12 protein-coding genes are annotated in these 16,246 nt (G+C 74.3%); 5 read left to right on the forward strand and 7 right to left on the reverse strand.

The features are described 5' to 3' along the window. Positions 1-115: 115 nt before the first annotated feature. Positions 116-700 (forward strand): hypothetical protein, encoded by a 585-nt coding sequence (locus QJS33_RS18755; protein ID WP_306369311.1) that lies wholly within the window; start codon positions 116-118, stop codon positions 698-700. 6 nt (positions 701-706) lie between these two features. Here the strand turns inward: QJS33_RS18755 and treZ are convergent, their stop codons facing one another. The 3 genes from treZ to treY form a co-directional block, all read right to left on the reverse strand. Beyond that, positions 707-2,506 (reverse strand): malto-oligosyltrehalose trehalohydrolase, encoded by a 1,800-nt coding sequence (gene treZ / locus QJS33_RS18760; protein ID WP_306369312.1) that lies wholly within the window; start codon positions 2,504-2,506, stop codon positions 707-709. 10 nt (positions 2,507-2,516) lie between these two features. Next, positions 2,517-3,395 carry a putative RNA methyltransferase gene (locus QJS33_RS18765; RefSeq protein ID WP_372339681.1) on the reverse strand — a complete coding sequence of 293 codons (879 nt, stop codon included), beginning with the start codon at positions 3,393-3,395 and terminating at the stop codon, positions 2,517-2,519. A 79-nt stretch (positions 3,396-3,474) separates the two neighbouring features. After that, complete coding sequence (gene treY, locus QJS33_RS18770) at positions 3,475-5,862, reverse strand: malto-oligosyltrehalose synthase (RefSeq protein ID WP_306369314.1); 2,388 nt, start codon at positions 5,860-5,862, stop codon at positions 3,475-3,477. A 211-nt stretch (positions 5,863-6,073) separates the two neighbouring features. Between treY and pstS the strand changes: the two genes are divergently transcribed. After that, on the forward strand, positions 6,074-7,192 hold the full coding sequence (gene pstS / locus QJS33_RS18775) for a phosphate ABC transporter substrate-binding protein PstS (protein WP_306369315.1): 1,119 nt from the start codon (positions 6,074-6,076) through the stop codon (positions 7,190-7,192). A gap of 204 nt (positions 7,193-7,396) precedes the next feature. Here pstS and QJS33_RS18780 read toward each other — a convergent pair whose 3' ends face one another. The 4 genes from QJS33_RS18780 to QJS33_RS18795 form a co-directional block, all read right to left on the reverse strand. Then, entirely contained in the window at positions 7,397-9,049 is a 1,653-nt protein-coding gene (locus tag QJS33_RS18780) for a glycosyltransferase family 2 protein (RefSeq protein WP_306369316.1), read from the reverse strand. A 361-nt stretch (positions 9,050-9,410) separates the two neighbouring features. Beyond that, positions 9,411-10,412, reverse strand: coding sequence for a C40 family peptidase (locus tag QJS33_RS18785; RefSeq protein ID WP_306369317.1), 1,002 nt, complete (start codon positions 10,410-10,412; stop codon positions 9,411-9,413). A 474-nt stretch (positions 10,413-10,886) separates the two neighbouring features. Continuing rightward, positions 10,887-12,785: a S9 family peptidase gene (locus tag QJS33_RS18790; RefSeq protein ID WP_306369318.1), complete on the reverse strand. Its 1,899-nt coding sequence runs from the start codon at positions 12,783-12,785 to the stop codon at positions 10,887-10,889. 185 nt (positions 12,786-12,970) lie between these two features. Beyond that, positions 12,971-13,492 carry an Rv3235 family protein gene (locus QJS33_RS18795; protein WP_306369319.1) on the reverse strand — a complete coding sequence of 174 codons (522 nt, stop codon included), beginning with the start codon at positions 13,490-13,492 and terminating at the stop codon, positions 12,971-12,973. Positions 13,493-13,635: 143 nt separating this feature from the next. Here QJS33_RS18795 and QJS33_RS18800 point away from each other — a divergent pair, with 143 nt between their 5' ends. From QJS33_RS18800 to QJS33_RS18810, 3 genes are all read left to right on the forward strand, one after another. Beyond that, the gene (locus QJS33_RS18800; RefSeq protein ID WP_306369320.1) at positions 13,636-14,448 is read left to right on the forward strand and encodes a glycerophosphodiester phosphodiesterase; all 813 of its coding nucleotides are present in this window, start codon (positions 13,636-13,638) and stop codon (positions 14,446-14,448) included. 13 nt (positions 14,449-14,461) lie between these two features. Next, positions 14,462-15,850, forward strand: coding sequence for an MFS transporter (locus tag QJS33_RS18805; RefSeq protein ID WP_306369321.1), 1,389 nt, complete (start codon positions 14,462-14,464; stop codon positions 15,848-15,850). A gap of 105 nt (positions 15,851-15,955) precedes the next feature. Next, on the forward strand, positions 15,956-16,246 hold a 291-nt coding region (locus tag QJS33_RS18810; protein ID WP_306369322.1), incomplete at its 3' end, for a hypothetical protein.

Genomic DNA, 16,246 nt, shown 5'->3' on the forward strand with positions numbered 1-16,246 from the left:
TTCAGGTATGAATATGAACAGGTCGATGAGTCGTCGGGGCTGGTGGCGGCGGGAGCGGCCGCAGGTGGGAGCGGCCCGCCCCGCCGGTCCCGGGGCGGGCACTACAGTGCCATTCATGCGAAGCCTCCCCCTGCGCGCCGCCCTGCTGGCGCCGATCGCCACCCTGGCCGCCTGTTCCGCGCCCGAACCGGGGGTCGAGATCGTCCCCGCGGAACCCGGTTCCGGCACCGCGACGGCCTCTCCCTCCACGCATGAGCCCTCCCCCTCCCCCTCCGCGGCGGAGCCCTCCTCACCCCCGGCCACGGACCCCTCCTCCGCGCCGGAGCCGACGGGCACTCCCTTCGGTGAATCCGTCGCCGTGCCCTTCCCGGTCGGCGCCTACGAGCACGAGTTCGACGGCACCGCCGACGTGCTGTACACCGTCGGCGACGTCGCCGCCACCGCGCCGGGCACCGTGGGCTTCACCCTCACCGTGGAGATCCCCGAACTGGGCAGGGTCTTCGGCATGGGGAACATGACCGTCACCTGCGACGCCGGTGGGGGCCGGGTGGCGGCCGCCACCGGCGACGGGCTCGGTGAGGCGGAGGCGGGCACCCACACCTTCGCCATGGAGTGCCCGGTCCCCGGGGACACCGGGGAACTGCTCGTGGCGATCGAGCACCACGACGAACGCCTGGAGTTCACCGGCATCCCCGACTGAAGCCCCTCACAGGCGCAGGACCGCGAAGGACTCACCCGGCACCCGCACCCGCGTCCCGTCGACCTCCGGCATCCCGTTGGCCAGCAGCAGCTCGTGCGGGACGGCGTCCAGCCCCACCTCGACAGGCCCGGCGTCCAGGTTGCACACCACCCGCAGCGTTCCGCGCACCAGCACCAGGCACCGCCCGTCCCCGGCGGCCACCACCTCGAACCGGTCCAGCCGCGGGTCGGACAGCTCCGGCTCGGCCCGGCGCAGCGCGATGAGCGCGCGGTAGGTCTCCAGGACCGGGGCGTGCGGTTCCCGGCCGGGCTGGGACCAGTCCAGCACCGCCCCGTCCCGGGTGGCCGGGTCCATCGGGTCGGGGATCTGCGCGGTGTCCCACCCCAGGGCGGCGAACTCCCGCCGCCGCCCGTTGCGCACCCCCGCCACCAGGTCGGGGTCGGTGAAGGACGCGAAGAACGGCCAGGGGGTGGTGGCCGCCCACTCCTCCCCCATGAAGATCATCGGCGTGTACGGCGAGCACAGCAGCAGCGCCGCCCCGCACACCAGCAGCCCCGGGGACACGTGCTCGCCCATGCGGTCGCCGCGGGCCCGGTTGCCGACCTGGTCGTGCGTGGACAGGTACCCCAGGAACCGGTACCCGGGCACGCGCGCGGTGTCCACCGGCCGCCCGTGGGTGCGGCCGCGGAACGACGAGTACGTCCCGGCGTGCCGGAACACGCCGGTCAGCACGGCGGGCAGCACCTCGGGCCCGGCGAAATCGGCGTAGTAGCCGTGGGTCTCGCCGGTGAGCGCCACGTGCAGCGCGTGGTGCAGGTCGTCGGACCACTGGGCGGTCATCCCGGTCCCGCCCGCCTCCCGCGGCAGCACCGTGCGCGGGTCGTTGCGGTCGGACTCGGCGATCAGTGACAGCGGCCGCCCCAGGCCGGTGGCCAGCGCGTCCACCTCGGCGGACAGCTCCTCCAGGATCGGCACCGCCCGGTCGTCGCGCAGGGCGTGCACGGCGTCCAGCCGCAACCCGTCCAGGCGGTAGTGGCGCAGCCACCCCAGGGCGTTGTCGACGACGTGGCGGCGCACCGGGTCGGAGTCGGGGCCGTCGAGGTTGAGGGAGGGGCCCCAGGCGTTCTCGCCGGAGAAGTAGGGGCCGAACCGGGGCAGGTAGGCGCCCGAGGGCCCGAGGTGGTTGTGGACCACGTCCAGCAGCACGGCCAGCCCCCGGCCGTGGCAGGCGTCCACGAACTCCTTGAGCGCGTCGGGGCCGCCGTAGGGTTCGTGCACGGCGTACCAGAGCACCCCGTCGTAGCCCCAGCCGTGGGTGCCGTCGAAGGCGTTGACCGGCATCACCTCCACGTGGGTGACCCCGAGGCCGACCAGGTGGTCCAGCCGGCCGATCGCCGACTTCAGGGTGCCCTCGGGCGTGAAGGTGCCGACGTGCATCTCGTAGACCACCGCGCCCGCCAGGGGCCGCCCGGTCCATTCGGACTCCCAGGCGAACGCCTCGTGGTCGTACACCCGGCTGGGGGCGTGCACCCCGTCGGGCTGGTGCAGGGAGCGCGGGTCCGGCAGCGGGAGGGGGTCCTCGTCCAGCAGGTAGGCGTAGTCGGTGCCGGGCCCGGCCGTGTCGACCCGGGCGCGCCACCACCCGTCGGGGCCGCGCTCCATGTCCACCACCCGGGGTGCGGGGTCCCCGGCCGCGCCCAGGCGCAGCCGCACCCGGTCGCGGTGCGGCGCCCACACCGCGAAGTCGCCGTCCACGCCCAGTCCCGGTGTGGGGGACCCGAAGGTCGAGATCTCCGATTCGTTCACGGACAACTGCCTACCCGAAGGCGGGGCGGGCCACCCGCGCGACACACGGACTTCGGTTCGGCCGGTACAGGTGCAGGCGTACCGAGGCGGTCACCGCGACCGGTTCGGGCAGGGCGGCGATCCGGTCGGCGAGTTCGGCGGGGTCGAGGTGGCGGGCGCTGGGGCCCATGCCCACGACGGTGGCCGCGTCCTCGTGCGTGAGCGCCATGGTGAACCGGAGCGGTTCGACGCCGACGGGCTCGAAGTGCCCGTGCAGGCCCTTCTCCAGGCGCTCGTCCTTGCGCGGGTCCACCGACAGCAGCCCCAGCGGGGCGCGCAGTTCGGCCAGGTGGTCGCCCTCGGGCACGACCACCACCAGGAGCCCGCCCGGGGCCAGCACGCGGGCGAACTCCGCGGCGTTGCGCGGGGCGAACACGTTGAGCAGGACGTCGGCGGTGCCGTCGCGCAGCGGCAGGCCGCGCCAGGCGTCGGCGGTGACCGCGCCGGCCCGCGGGTGGGCCCTGGCGGCGCGGCGGGCGGCGAACTTGGACACGTCCACGGTCAGCCCGACCGCGCCGGGGACCTCCTCCAGCACGTGCGCCAGGTAGTGGCCGGTGCCGCCGCCCACGTCCACGACGAACGGGGCGTCGGCGGCCTCGCGGGCCACGGTCCGGGCCAGGGCGTCGCCGATGGGCGCGTAGTGCCCGGCCTGCTGGAACCGCGTCCGGTCGGCGACCATCGCCTTGTCGTCGCCGGTCCCGGGCGGGGTGGCGCCGGTGAGCAGGCTGACGTACCCCTCGCGGGCCACGTTGAACACGTGCCCGGCCCCGCACTCCACCCCCCGCCCGGTGGCGGTCAGCCCCAGCGCGCAGGCCGGGCAGGCCAGGGCTGTGAACGCGGTCTCGGGCATGCGCGGCCGCGGGCCGCCGGCGGTGTTCGTGCTCGTCATGATCGTCCGCAAGCCTACCGGCGCCCCGCCCCGGGCCCGGTCACGAGCGGTGCAGCACCGCGACCGGGTAGCGGTCCAGCAGGTCGGCCTGGAGCGGCGCGGTGAGCCCGTCGGGGCCGGTCGGTGCGAACTCGCGCCCGGTGAGCAGGTCGCGCCACACCCCCGGGCCCGAGGGCAGCGGCAGCACCGTGTCCGCCCAGCCCCCGGCGTCGGCCAGGGTGAGCGGCAGCCGGGTCGCCACCGCGGCCAGGTCCGGGCGGGTCGCGCCGCGCGAGGTGCGGGCGAAGGCCAGCACGTGCCGGGCGGCCGGGCCGGAGGCCTCCAGCGGCAGGTATCCGCGCGGGTCCAGGTCGCGGCGGGCGCGCAGGCAGGTGCGCACCAGGTGGAGTTTGGCCGCGCCGGACCCGTCCACCGGCGGCAGCCAGCCCTCCTCCAGGCGGGCCAGCAGCTCCTCGCGCAGTGTGTGGTCGACCGGGCGGCGGTTGTCGGGGTCCACCAGGGACAGGTCCCACAGTTCGGTGCCCTGGTAGACGTCGGGCACGCCGGGGCCGAGCAGTTGCACGGCCTTCTGGCCCAGGGCGTTGGACCACCCGGCCCCGCGGACCGACTCCACCACCGACAGCACCTCGCCCCGCAGGGACCGGTCGTCCAGGACCCGGCCGGGCCAGGCGCGGACGCGGTCCTCGAAGTCGGGGTCGGGCGCGGTCCAGGAGGTGCCCAGGCGGGCCTCGCGGGCCGCCTTGAGCAGGTATTCGGTGAGCCGGTCGGCGTCGATGGGCCAGGCGCCCACCAGCGTCTGCCAGCCCAGCAGGTTCAGGGACGGCTCGGGCAGGGCGCACCGGTCCGTCCAGCGGCGCACCGCTTCGGTGAACCCCTCCGACACCTCGGCCAGCGCCGCCAGACGGGCGCGAACGTCCTCGGAGCGCTTCGTGTCGTGGGTGGACAGGGCCGTCATCGTGTGCGGGGCGGCGGCCTCGCGGCGGGCGGCGTCGGCGTGGAACTCCCGCGGGTCGATCGCGAAGTCGGCCGGGTCGCCGCCCACCTCGTTCAGGGCGGTGAACCGGGTGGCCCGGTAGAACGCGGTGTTCTCGGTGCCCATGGCCACGACCATGCCGCTGGTCTGCTGGATGCGCCGGGCGGGTTCGCCGCGCGGGTCGGCGCGCACCCGTCCGTCGATCGCCTCCAGGTGCAGTTCCAGGTCGGGCCGGCGGCGGGTGGCGGTCTCCACCGCCCGCGCCCAGGCGCCCTCCCCCTCGGGCAGGTAGGAGCGGTACACGTCGAACGCGCACAGCAGCTCGACGACCGCGTCGGTGCGCCGTTCCCAGGCCACGGCGTCCAGGGCGCGGCCGTCGCACGGCGGCCGGGGCGGCACCAGGGCGGTGATGCGGCGCACCTCGGCGGCGAGCAGGTCGGCGGCGGCGGCACGGCGGGCGTGGGCGTCCACCGCGGCCGTGTCCGTCTCCACCCCCTGGTCGGCGGCCAGGGTGGTGAAGTCGGCCTCCCCGGACGGGGAGACGAACACGCCGCCGGTCACCCGCAGCGCGTCGTAGCCGGTGGTGCCGGCCACCGGCCAGGACCGGGGCGGGTCCTCGCCGGGGGCGAGGATCTTCTCCACCACGATCCAGCCGGGGAAGCGGGCGGCCAGGGTGCGCAGGTACCCGCCGGGGTCGGTGAGCCCGTCGACGTGGTCGATGCGCAGCCCGTCGACGCGGCCCAGGTCGGCCTGGCGCAGGATCTCGGCGTGCACGGCGTCGAACACGCCGGGGTCCTCCACCCGCACCGCGGCCAGTTCGCTGACGTCGAAGAACCGCCGGTAGGTGAGCTCGGCGTCGCCGCGCCGCCAGGACACCAGGCGGTAGTGCTGGCGCTCGTGGACGGTCCCGGGGTCGTCCCCGGGTGTGTACGTGCCCTCGGCCAGGGGGTGGCGCCTGTCGTGGTAGGCCAGGCAGCCGTCGACGATGCGCAGGTCGGCCAGGGCGGCTCGGCCGCCGTCGCCGTCGTCGGCCAGTACGGGGAGGAGGATCGGGCCGGCGGCGAAGTCGATGTCGAAGCACCGCGCGTACGCCGACCCGCGGCCCTTCTCCAGCACGTCCCACCACCAGGGGTTGGCGTCGGGGCGTGCCACCGACATGTGGTTGGGGACGATGTCCACCACCACGGCCATGCCGGCCTCGTGCGCCTTGGCGGTCAGCGCGGCGAACGCCTCCTCTCCGCCCAGTTCGGCGGAGATCCGTGTGGGATCGACCACGTCGTAGCCGTGCGTCGATCCCGGGGCGGCCTGGAGGACCGGCGACAGGTACAGGGCGCCCACCCCGGTTCGCGCCAGCCGGTCCACCACTCCGGCGGCGTCGACCAGGGTGAACTCCGGACGCAGTTGCAGACGGTAGGTTGACGTCACGGGGACGGTCGGGGTGCGGTGCGTGCTCATCACGCCACTACCCTTGCCCGGCTCCCCCGCGTGTCATGCACGTCCGTGCCGCGGTGTCCGGCGCCGCCGGGGGCGGTCCCGGACACCGCGGACACAATGGTTAAATTCTTCGGCGGTGTTCCGTACACCTGCCACAACACGCCCACGGCGGGCGACGCGTCGGTGCACACCATGGGGTCACCGACACCGATGAAAGGGTGAGAAGCAAGTCGTGCTCCCGTCCAACAAGCGCTCCCGGACCCACGCCGCGGCCGGCATCGCCCTCGCCGGGCTGCTGCTGGCGGCCACCGCCTGCGGCAGCGACGACGCCGTGCGCGACGCCGCGCCCCCGGCCGTCCCCGACGACCTGGAGTGCTTCTCCGGCAGCCTGTCCGGGGCGGGGTCCAGCGCCCAGGAGAACGCGATGACGACCTGGATCGCCGGCTACCAGTCGGCTTGCGAGGGCGCCCGCGTCTACTACGACTCCATCGGCTCGGGCGGCGGCCGCAACCAGTTCATCGACGGCGCGGTCACCTTCGCGGGCACCGACGCGGCGATCGACCAGGAGGAGAACGCCGACGCCCTGGAGCGCTGCGGCGGTTCCGACACCGTCAACCTGCCCACCTACACGGTGGCCATCGCGGTGGTGTTCAACCTGGAGGGCGTGGACTCGCTCAACCTGCGCCCGGACACCCTGGCGAAGATCTTCGACCAGCGGATCACCCGCTGGGACGACCCGGAGATCGCCGCGGACAACCCCGACGCGGACCTGCCCGACCTGGAGATCACCCCGGTCAACCGCGCCGACGACTCGGGCACCACCGAGAACTTCACCCGGTACCTGGAAACGGCCGCCCCCGACGGCTGGCCGCACGAGGCCGGCGGGCAGTGGCCGATCACCCCGCGCGAGTCGGCGCAGGGCAACAGCGGCGTCGCCGACACCGTCAAGCGCGCCGAGGGCTCCATCGGGTACGTGGAGATGTCACACGTGCACGGCATGTCCACCGTGTCGGTGGGCGTGGGCGACTCCTTCGTGGACATCTCCCCCGAGGCCGCCGCGCAGGTCGTGTCCGACTCCCCGCACAGCGAGAACGCCACCAACGAGTACGACCTGGCCCTGGACCTGGACTACGGCACCACCGCCGAGGGCGCCTACCCGCTGGTCCTGGTCAGCTACGAGGCCGTGTGCCTGGACTACGCCGACGGCGACGAGGCCGAGCGGGTCAAGGCGTTCCTGCGCTACGTCGTCAGCGAGGAGGGGCAGGAGGCCGTCTCCGCGGAGACCGGGTCCACCCCGATCAACGACGCCCTGCGCGAGCAGCTGCTGACGTCCATCGACGCCGTGTCCTGACCCGTGGGTCCGCCCGGGGGCGCCGCCCGGCCCGCCGTGCCGCGGCGCGCCCGTTCCGCACACCGCATCGGATACCTTACGTACTCACGCTGTCGCGTCCGGTGGTGACACCGGGGTCGGCGTGCGTTTTCGGAGGGGTCCGACCGCCTTCGGGCCGGTGTCTTCCCCCATCTGCCCGGCCGCGGTCGGCCCCGACGGAGAACCTCACCCGTGCCCGCGGCGCCGGGCCGGGCCGGTCAGGCGTTCGCGCCAGCGGGCGAGCCACCCGGACCGCCGCTCCCGCGGCCGGCCCCCGTCCTCCCCGGTGTCCTCCGGTGTTCCGGTGTCCCGGACCGCGGCGGCCCCGGTGCGCTCGGCCCGCGGAACCGGGCGCGGGGGAGGCGGCACCGACCGGTACAACGACAGGTCGGTGAGCGTGTCCTGCCCGGCGTGGATGCGGTAGCGGCCGTGCAGCTCGGCCACCACGTCCCCCAGGTCCTCGTCCTGCTCCTGCACCCGCAGCGCCCGGGCCAGGGCACGGGTCCGCCACAGCCGCACCCCGGCGTCCCGGGTCGGTGAGGCCGCCGGGTACAGCTCGGTGAGCCCGGCGCGGGAGCGCTCGGCCCCGGCGAGCAGGCGCGACAGGGCCACCTGGCCCAGCCCCCAGGACACCGGGACCTGGAGCAGGAACGGCGAGGGGAAGCCGGTGCGCGGCGCCCGGGACGCGAACGAGACGCGGGGGTCGCGCAGGTAGTTGGCCTGGATCAGGCGCAGGTCCAGGTGCGGTCCGACCGGGGACCCGGGGGCGGCGTCCGCGCCCTCCCAGTCGGCGACCAGGGTCAGGGCCAGGTCGGTCTCGGCGCTGTCGAGCAGCCGCTCCACACAGCCGCGGACCAGGTCGTAGGGCGCCCCGGACACGTCGACCACGGCGTGCACCAGCGGGACGCGCCGCCGGTGGGCGGGTACGCGTTCGCGGTAGGCGTGCGGGTGCGGCATCAGCTCGGCCAGGACCTCGGTGCGGAACCGCTGGGAGGGCAACCGGGTGCGGGCGGTGCCCGCCGGACCCACGTGCCAGGCGGTGGCGGCGGGTTCGGGGATCAGGACCGCACCGGCCTGCCACAGCCGGTAGCCGAACTCGGTGTCCTGGCCCAGGTCGAGGTCGGGGTCCACGCCCCCGGCGGCCTCGTAGAGGCTGCGCCGGACGGCCGCCGCCGACCCCAGGTAGGCGTGGAAGCCCAGGTGGTCGGCGTCGCGCAGGTCGTCGCTGTCGGCCAGGACGCGTTCGATCCACTCGTGGCGGCGCCCGGGGGCCAGCTCCTCGCCCAGGGTGTCGGCGCGCACCTGGGCCAGCAGTTCGGCGGGGCTGTCGGGGGCGGAGTCCGCGAAGGCCACCCGTCCCAGGGTGACGGCCTCGGCGTGCACGTGGTGCCAGCGGGCCTGGGCCTCGATGAACTCCCGGCCCACGACCGTGTCGGCGTCCAGCCACACCAGGATGTCGCCGGTCCCGGCGTGGGCGCCGTACGCGCGGGCGTACCCGGCCCCCCAGGTGCCGTCGGGCACGGTGAGGACGCGGCACCGGCGGGGGCGCAGCTCGGGCAGGCGCAGGGGTGGGCGGGAGTGGTCGTCGACGACCAGGACCTCCACCAGGTGCTCGGGGTAGGTCTGTCCGGCCAGGGCGGCCAGGGTCAGGTCGAGCCGGTCCTGGCCGCCACGCGCCGGGATGACGACGCTGACGCTCAGGTCGGGGGTCCACGCGCCGATGTCGGGGGGCGTCAGTGCGCTCCAGTCGTTGCGGAAGACACGGGTGAGGACCCGCTCGACCCGTCCGCGGTGCGAGACCCCGTCAACATGAGACCCTACGTGTTTATTCAGTGACACAGAGTCACTATAGCCCTGTTTCGCGTCACCGTGAGGAGCCTTGCCCCGGTGTCCTCCGTCCAATCCGACCTCCCCGGATCGACACGGAAAGGCCCGTGAACACACGAGGCGCCCCGCGGTCACCGATGACCGCGGGGCGCCCGCGCGCGTTCCCGGGGTCCGGAGAGGGGTCCCGGTGGCGCCGCCGCCCCCGGAGCATCGCCGCGCCCGGCGCCGCCGGACCGACCACCGGCGAGATCGTCGGCGGCCGCCCCGGCGGGCCCGCCGGCAGCGCCGGCACCCACGAGGGCACCGGCGCGACCGTGGCGCCGGCGGCGGCCTTGAGCAGAAGACGCCTTGGCGCGAAAGGATACGCGCCCGGTCAGCCGACCCGGACCGCGCCCGTGAACACACCGTCCCAGTACGCGGCCAGGGACACCTCTTCCAGCGGCTTGGAGGGGTTGGAGCCGTGGATCATCTTCCCGTTGCCGGAGTAGATCCCCACGTGACTGGGGGCCGACTCGCTGTAGAAGAACAGCAGGTCGCCCGGCTGCACCTGGTCGCGGGAGATCCGCGTCCCGGCGTTCACCTGGTCGTAGGTGGTGCGCGGCAGGCTCACCCCCGCCTGGGCCCAGGCGGCCTGCACCAGGCCGGAGCAGTCGTACCCGTCGGGACCGGTACCGCCCCACACGTAGGGCTTGCCGATCTGGGCGCGGGCGAAGTCCAGGACCGCCTGCACGTCGCCGGAGGCGGCCACCTCGGCACCGCCGCCCGAGTCGGCGACCTCCACCGACGTGGGGTCCACCCCGCCCAGGCCCTCCAGCACCTCGGCCTGCTCCTCCAGGGCCTCCTCGCCGCCCTCCTGGGCGGTCTCGGCCTCCTTGAGGGCCTCGGCGGCCTTCTCCTCGGTCTCGGCGGCCTCCGCGTGCAGCCGCTCGCTGTGCTCGACCTCCTCGATGTACCCGGACAGCACGTCCCGCTGGCCCTCGGAGAGGTAGTCCAGGTCGGCGACGTTCTGTAGCGCGGCGTCGGGGACGCCACCGAACAGCACGGTGAACATGCTGTAGGGCGAACCGGTGTAGGCGACCTGGGCGATCCCGGCGACCTCGCCGGACATCTCCTCCAGCTCGTCCTCGGCCTCGGCCAAGCGCTCCTGGAGTTCCTGGAGCTCGGCCTGGGCCGCCTCGTGGTCCTCCTCGGCCCGGTTGAAGGTCTCGTTGAGCCCCGACAGCTCCTCCTGGAGCTGCTCGTACCGTTCCTGGGCCTCCTCCTCGGTCGGCTCGGCGGCGGCGACGCCGGACGAGAGCACGACCGCGCCCAGCGCGGCGAAGCCGACCGTCGTGAAACGGCGGCGGGCACCACCGGTGACAGGGTTGCGAGTCAAGGGACCGACTGCCTTCCTCCCACACCCGCCTACCGGCGCAGGACATCCCGAGGGCACGCCGAAGGGACGCGCAGGGGATGCGGGAGCGAGGGGGTCCCGGCGGCGGGGGCGCGAGGGATCGCGCGGGCGCCGGGCGTTCTGCGGCGGCCTCCGCTCCTGGGAAAAGGACTCGGAGCGAGCGGAGTGCGGCGGCACCGGGCGCCGTCGCCCTGGTGGCGACTCACGGGGGCGACCCGGTCTGAGGGAACAGTAATCCACCCCCTGGACCGAACGCGACCCTTTCGTTACTTTTCCTTGGGCAACCTTCCGACCTGCGGGGTTGCTCCACGGATGCGGCAAGGCCCACCGATACGCGAGAACGGCACAGGTTTCTGCCCGACCGAAGAGCACCAAAACAAGGTCAAAGCCACCGAAAATGTGATGTGCATCATGCGAACCGCGGGCGGGGGAGGTGCCCCTCCCCCGCCCCACCCGTCACAGGTGACGCGACCACCACTCCAGGATCGCCTCGAACCGCGCCACCCGGTGGCTGGGCAGCCCCGACCGCGACAGCTCGTGCCCCTCACCCGGGAACAGCAGCATCTCCGTCTCGGCCCCGCGCGCCTTCAACGCCACGAACAGGCGCTGGGCCTGCTCCACCGGGCACCGCCAGTCCTCCTCCGAGTGGATGATCAGCACCGGGATGTCGATCCGGTCCGCGTACGTGAGCGGGCTCTGCTTCGCCCAGCTCTCCGGCGGCCCGTACAGCGGCTCGGGGAACAGCGACCCGATGTCGGAGGAGCCGCTGAAGCTGTCGATGGCGTTGACCGCCCGCTCGCTGATCGCCGCCCGGAACCGGTCGCCGTGGTGGCCCGCCATCCACGTGGTCATGAACCCGCCGTGCGAACCGCCCAGCACCCCCACCCGGGAGGCGTCCAGCCGCTCGTCCTTCAGCGCCTCGTCCAGGAACGCCAGCAGGTCGGTGGCGCTCACCTCGCCCACCGCGCCGATGATCGCCCGGCCGTGCTCCTGCCCGTACCCGGAGGAACCGCGCGGGTTGCACAGCACCACCGCGTACCCGGCGGCCGCGTACACCTGCGTCTCGTCGAAGACCTGGTGGCCGTAGAGCGAGAAGGGCCCGCCGTGGATCATCAGCAGCACCGGGTGCGGGCCCTCGCCCTCGGGGACCGCCACCCACCCGTGCACCGGGTGGCCGTCGGCGGTGTGCGCCACCAGCTCCGTCATCGGCAGCGGGTCCGCACCGGAGGCCAGTGACGTCAGCGCACGCGCGCCCGCCGGCTCCACCGCCACCAGTTCACCGCTGCTGCGCCCGTCGGCCACCGCGGCCACGGTCACCCCGGCCGCCGTGTCGAACGCCTGCACCTGCACCTTGTCGGCGAGCACCGCCACGGGCTCCCCGCCCCCGAACGGCACCAGCAGCAGGTCGACCGCACCGCGCCGTTCGGCGGTGGCCAGCACGCCCTCCTCCGTCACCGCCAGGGACCCGGTGAAACGCGGGTCCTCCTCCGGGGTGAGCCGGGTCGGGGCGGCCGAGCCGTCCGCCGGCACCGACCACACCGCCGTGGTCCGGCCGACGAAGTCCCTCAGGTCCTCGCCCAGCCGGTCGCCGAGGAAGAACACCGTCGCCCCGTCCGCGGAGTACACCGGCGCCCCGGCGCCCAGGGTCCCGTCCGTGACCCGCCGCGGCTCGGCCCCGGCCTCCGGGGCCACCGCCCACAGGTCCTCCACCAGGTCGGTGTCGCGGGTCTCGTGGCGGGCCGCGGAGAACACCAGCTCGCCGCCGTCCGGACGCCAGGCCACCCCGGAGTGGTCGAAACCGCCCTCGGTGACCTGCACCGGCTCCCCCGCCTCCGCGGCCGGGTCGATCGGTGCCGACACGAACACGTGCGCGGGCCGGTCGGTGAGGTAGCCCAGCCCGTCCAACCTGTACTTGAGGCCGGTGATCCGGCGCGGCGGCTCCTTGCCCGGCTCACCGTCCACGTAGCGCTTCTCCTCGGGGATCCGCGCCGTGTACGCCACCCGGGTCGAGTCCGGGCTCCACACCGGGGCCCCCGCGCCCAGCGGGTGCGCGGAGACCTTCCAGGCCTCGCCGCCGTCGGCGGGCAGGACGTGGATCTGCGGCCGCTTGTCCTCGTCCGGGCGCAGGAACGCGATCCAGCGGCCGTCGGGGGAGAACACCGGCGACCGGTCCCGGTCGCCGCGGGTCAGCCTGGTCGGCGCGGCCGACCCGTCGGTGGGCACCGACCACAGCGACCCGAGGTAGGCGTCCTCCTCCAGGTCGGGGCGGACCACGCAGAACACCGCGCGCGAACCGTCGGGGGACAGGGTCGGCGCGCCGACGGTGTGCAGGTGAACGATGTCAGTGGGTTTCATACAGGTGTCGGCGCCACCGGCGCGGGGCCCGGGGGCGCCCCTCCTCGCTCGTCGGGCGACGGGATCGCCGTTCGGGTCCGTCGCGTTCCTGGCGCGACCGTGGGGTGCGGTCGGCCGTGTCCGTCAGGGGCGGGTCCCGCCCCTGACGGACCCTATCCGCGCATTCCAGGGAATATCCAGGGCGTTCACGACATCGGTCGGCGGAGCGAACCGTCGGTCTCCAGCTCCGTGCAGACCCACACCCCGCCCCGGCGCTGGGCCCGGAACGCGAACACCCGGGCCCGCAGGTCACAGGCGATCACCGCGCTGGCCTCCAGGACCTCGCCCGCCCTCTGGTGGAACACCCGCTCCAGCCGGGGCGCCGACCGGCAGGGCAGCGCGCCCCGCAGCCGCCGCAGCTCCTCGCGCACCGCCACCCCCACCCGGTCCCGCATGGCCTCGGGGGTGCGCCGCCCCGCCAGGACCTCTGCCACCTGCTGGGCCAGCAGGTGGACCTCCCCCGGGGTGCGGTGCCCCTCCAGCGGGGCGTGGCAGCGGCCCGGCGGCACCCGTCGCAGCGGGGTGCGCGCCGGGGTCCGCACCGGGCGGTACGGGTTCGCCGGGGACGGCGCGGCGGTGCGCCGGGCGTGCGGGGCCTGCGCACCGGAACAGATCGGTCGGGGGCAGGTCCGGCGGGACTCATGGTGACGATCGGGCGAGTGGGACATGAACGTTTCCCTTCCCAGGGGACGACATCCGGTCACAACCCCCCATAGAGCCCCTTCGTGCGGCCCTGCTCCACCTGGCGTACCAGGTTTCGGTTCGGCCACCGCCCGACCCGCCGCCCGCGACCAGAGGGCATACTGCCTGGGTGACTCACGCGTACCTTTCCTCCCCCGTCCCGCTGGCCCTCGCCCACCGGGGCGGGTGGATCACCGACGACCAGGGCGTGCGCCGCACCGAGCTGGAGAACACGGCCGTCGCCTTCCAGCACGCCGTGGACCTGGGCTACACGTACCTGGAGACGGACGTGCACGCCACCGCCGACGGCGTCCTCATGGCGTTCCACGACGACACCCTGGACCGCACCACCGACATGGGCGGCGCCATCGCCGACCTCCCCTACCGCGAGGTCGCCCGCGCCCGGGTCGGCGGACGCGAACCCGTGCCCCTGTTGGAGGACCTGCTCGGGAGCTGGCCGCACGCGAGGTTCAACATCGACCTGAAGGCGGACGGCGCCGTCCCGCCCCTGATCGACGTGCTGCGCCGCACCGGCGCCTGGGACCGGGTCTGCGTGGGCTCCTTCGACCAGCGGCGCCTGGACCGGGCGCGCGCCCTCTTCCCCGAGCCGGTCGCCACCTCCTGCGGCCCGGTCGACGTGGCCCGGCTGCGCGCGGCGTCCCTGTCCCCGGTGCTGCGCCCGCTGGCCCCCCGGGCCCCGCTGTGCGCGCAGATCCCGATGTGGCAGGGCTCGTTCCCGGTGCTGAGCCGCGACCTGATCCGCACCGCCCACCGGCTCGGGATCCAGGTCCACGTGTGGACCGTCAACGAACCCGAGGTGATGGAACGCCTGCTCGACGCGGGCGTCGACGGGATCGTCACCGACAACACCACCGCGCTGCGGGAGGTGCTGATCCGCCGCGGCCGCTGGAGCGGCGGCGTCGCCAGAGCGCACAACGGATAGGAAAACCCCCACCATGACCGACCCTTCCCCGGAGGCGGCCGAGCACTCCGGCCCCTCCCCCGACCCGGCCCAGCGCAGACGCGAACAGCGCGGCTGGTACCTGTACGACTGGGCGAACTCGGTGTTCATCACCTCGGTGGTGACCGTGCTCATCGGCCCCTACCTGAGCGGCCTGGCCTGCTCCTCGGTGGGCGCCGACACCGCCGAGGCCTGCCTGGACCCGAACCTGTCCCTGGGGCTGTTCGGACTGCACCCCAACGCGCTCTACCCGGCGCTGACCACCGCCGCGATCCTCATCCAGATCCTGCTGCTGCCGATGTTCGGGGCGCTGCTCGACCACTCGCAGTACAAGAAGCGGTGGCTGTTCTGGACGGCGTCCGGCGGGTCGGTCGCCACCCTCGGCCTGTACTTCGCCACAGACGGCCACCTGGCCGCCTCGGTGCTGTTCCTGCTGGCCAACCTGCTGTACGGCTTCTCGATCGTGGCCTACAACGCGTTCCTGCCCGAGATCTCCACCCCCGACGAACGCGACCGGGTGTCGGTGGCCGGGTGGGGCATCGGCTACCTGGGCGGGGCGCTGCTGCTGGTGGCGCACCTGGTGCTGGTGATCAACGCCGAAGCGCTGGGCATCGGCGCCGGGGACGCCGCCCGGATCGCGTTCGCCTCCTGCGGCATCTGGTGGCTGGGCTTCACGATCCTGTCGCTGCGGCCGCTGCGCAACCGGTACGGGGCGCTGGCCACCGGCGGGCCGCCCCGGCTGGGCGCGTCGCTGAAGCAGTTCGGGCGCACGCTCAAGGACATGCGCAAGTACCCGAACACCATCCTGTTCCTGCTCGCGTTCATCTTCTTCAACGACGGGGTGCAGGCGGCCATCCGCTACGCCGCCCCGTTCGCCAGCCAGGACCTGGGCCTGGAGCAGGACGTCCTGATCATGACGATCCTCATCATCCAGTTCGTGGCCTTCGCCGGCGCCTTCGCCACCGGTTGGGCGGCCCGGTACCTGGGGTCCAAGAACACGGTCCTGGCGACCCTGGTGATCTGGGGCGGGCTGGTGTCGGCCGCGTACTTCCTGCCCGCGGGCAACGTGCCGCTGTTCATCACGCTGGGCGTGGGCATCGGCCTGGTGCTGGGCGGCACCCAGTCGCTGGCGCGGTCGCTGTTCTCGCAGCTCATCCCCAAGGGGCGGGAGGCCGAGTACTTCAGCCTCTACCAGATCTCCGACAAGGGGTCCACGTTCCTGGGGTCGCTGGCGGTGACCGTGGCGGTGTCGGTGACCGGCGGCTACCGGGTGGCGGTGGTGTCGCTGATCCTGTTCTTCATCATCGGCGGCGTGCTGCTGTGGCGCACCCGCATGCGCGAGGGCATCCTCGCCGTCGGCAACGAGGTCCCCGAGCGCCTCTGACCCGCTCCCGTACCGCGCGCAGGGCCCCGGCACCCGCCGGGGCCCTGCGCGCGCTCCGGCGGCCCGAGGCGGGGTGTCGGTGGGGGTGGGGATACTGGGGGCGCGATGCGAACGGGGGGACGGATGCGGGTGCTGCACGGGGTGTGGGATCGGGACGCGCTGGTGGTGTGGGGCGAGGGCGAGGCCCCCGGCACCGGGCGGGCCGGGGGGCGGCCGCACCCGTTCGCACTCGGGCACCGGGAGCTGCGCTCCCTGGCGGACGGCGAGCCGACCGTGCTGGAGCTGCGGCTGCCCGGGACGACGGCCGCGCCGGACCGGTCCACGGAGGCCTCCGGGGAGCCCGCCGCGTTCCACACCTGGACCGTGCCCGGCCTGCGGCTGCCGCCCGCGGCCGCC

It is taken from the genome of Nocardiopsis sp. CC223A, from assembly GCF_030766825.1.
Lineage (GTDB): Bacteria > Actinomycetota > Actinomycetes > Streptosporangiales > Streptosporangiaceae > Nocardiopsis.

Coding starts and splice junctions, on each gene's coding strand:
- QJS33_RS18805 (WP_306369321.1), top strand. CDS start 14,462: ATGACCGACCCTTCCCCGGAGGCGGCCGAGCACTCCGGCCCCTCCCCC.
- QJS33_RS18790 (WP_306369318.1), bottom strand. CDS start 12,785: ATGAAACCCACTGACATCGTTCACCTGCACACCGTCGGCGCGCCGACC.
- QJS33_RS18795 (WP_306369319.1), bottom strand. CDS start 13,492: ATGTCCCACTCGCCCGATCGTCACCATGAGTCCCGCCGGACCTGCCCC.
- QJS33_RS18755 (WP_306369311.1), top strand. CDS start 116: ATGCGAAGCCTCCCCCTGCGCGCCGCCCTGCTGGCGCCGATCGCCACC.
- treY (WP_306369314.1), bottom strand. CDS start 5,862: ATGAGCACGCACCGCACCCCGACCGTCCCCGTGACGTCAACCTACCGT.
- QJS33_RS18765 (WP_372339681.1), bottom strand. CDS start 3,395: ATGCCCGAGACCGCGTTCACAGCCCTGGCCTGCCCGGCCTGCGCGCTG.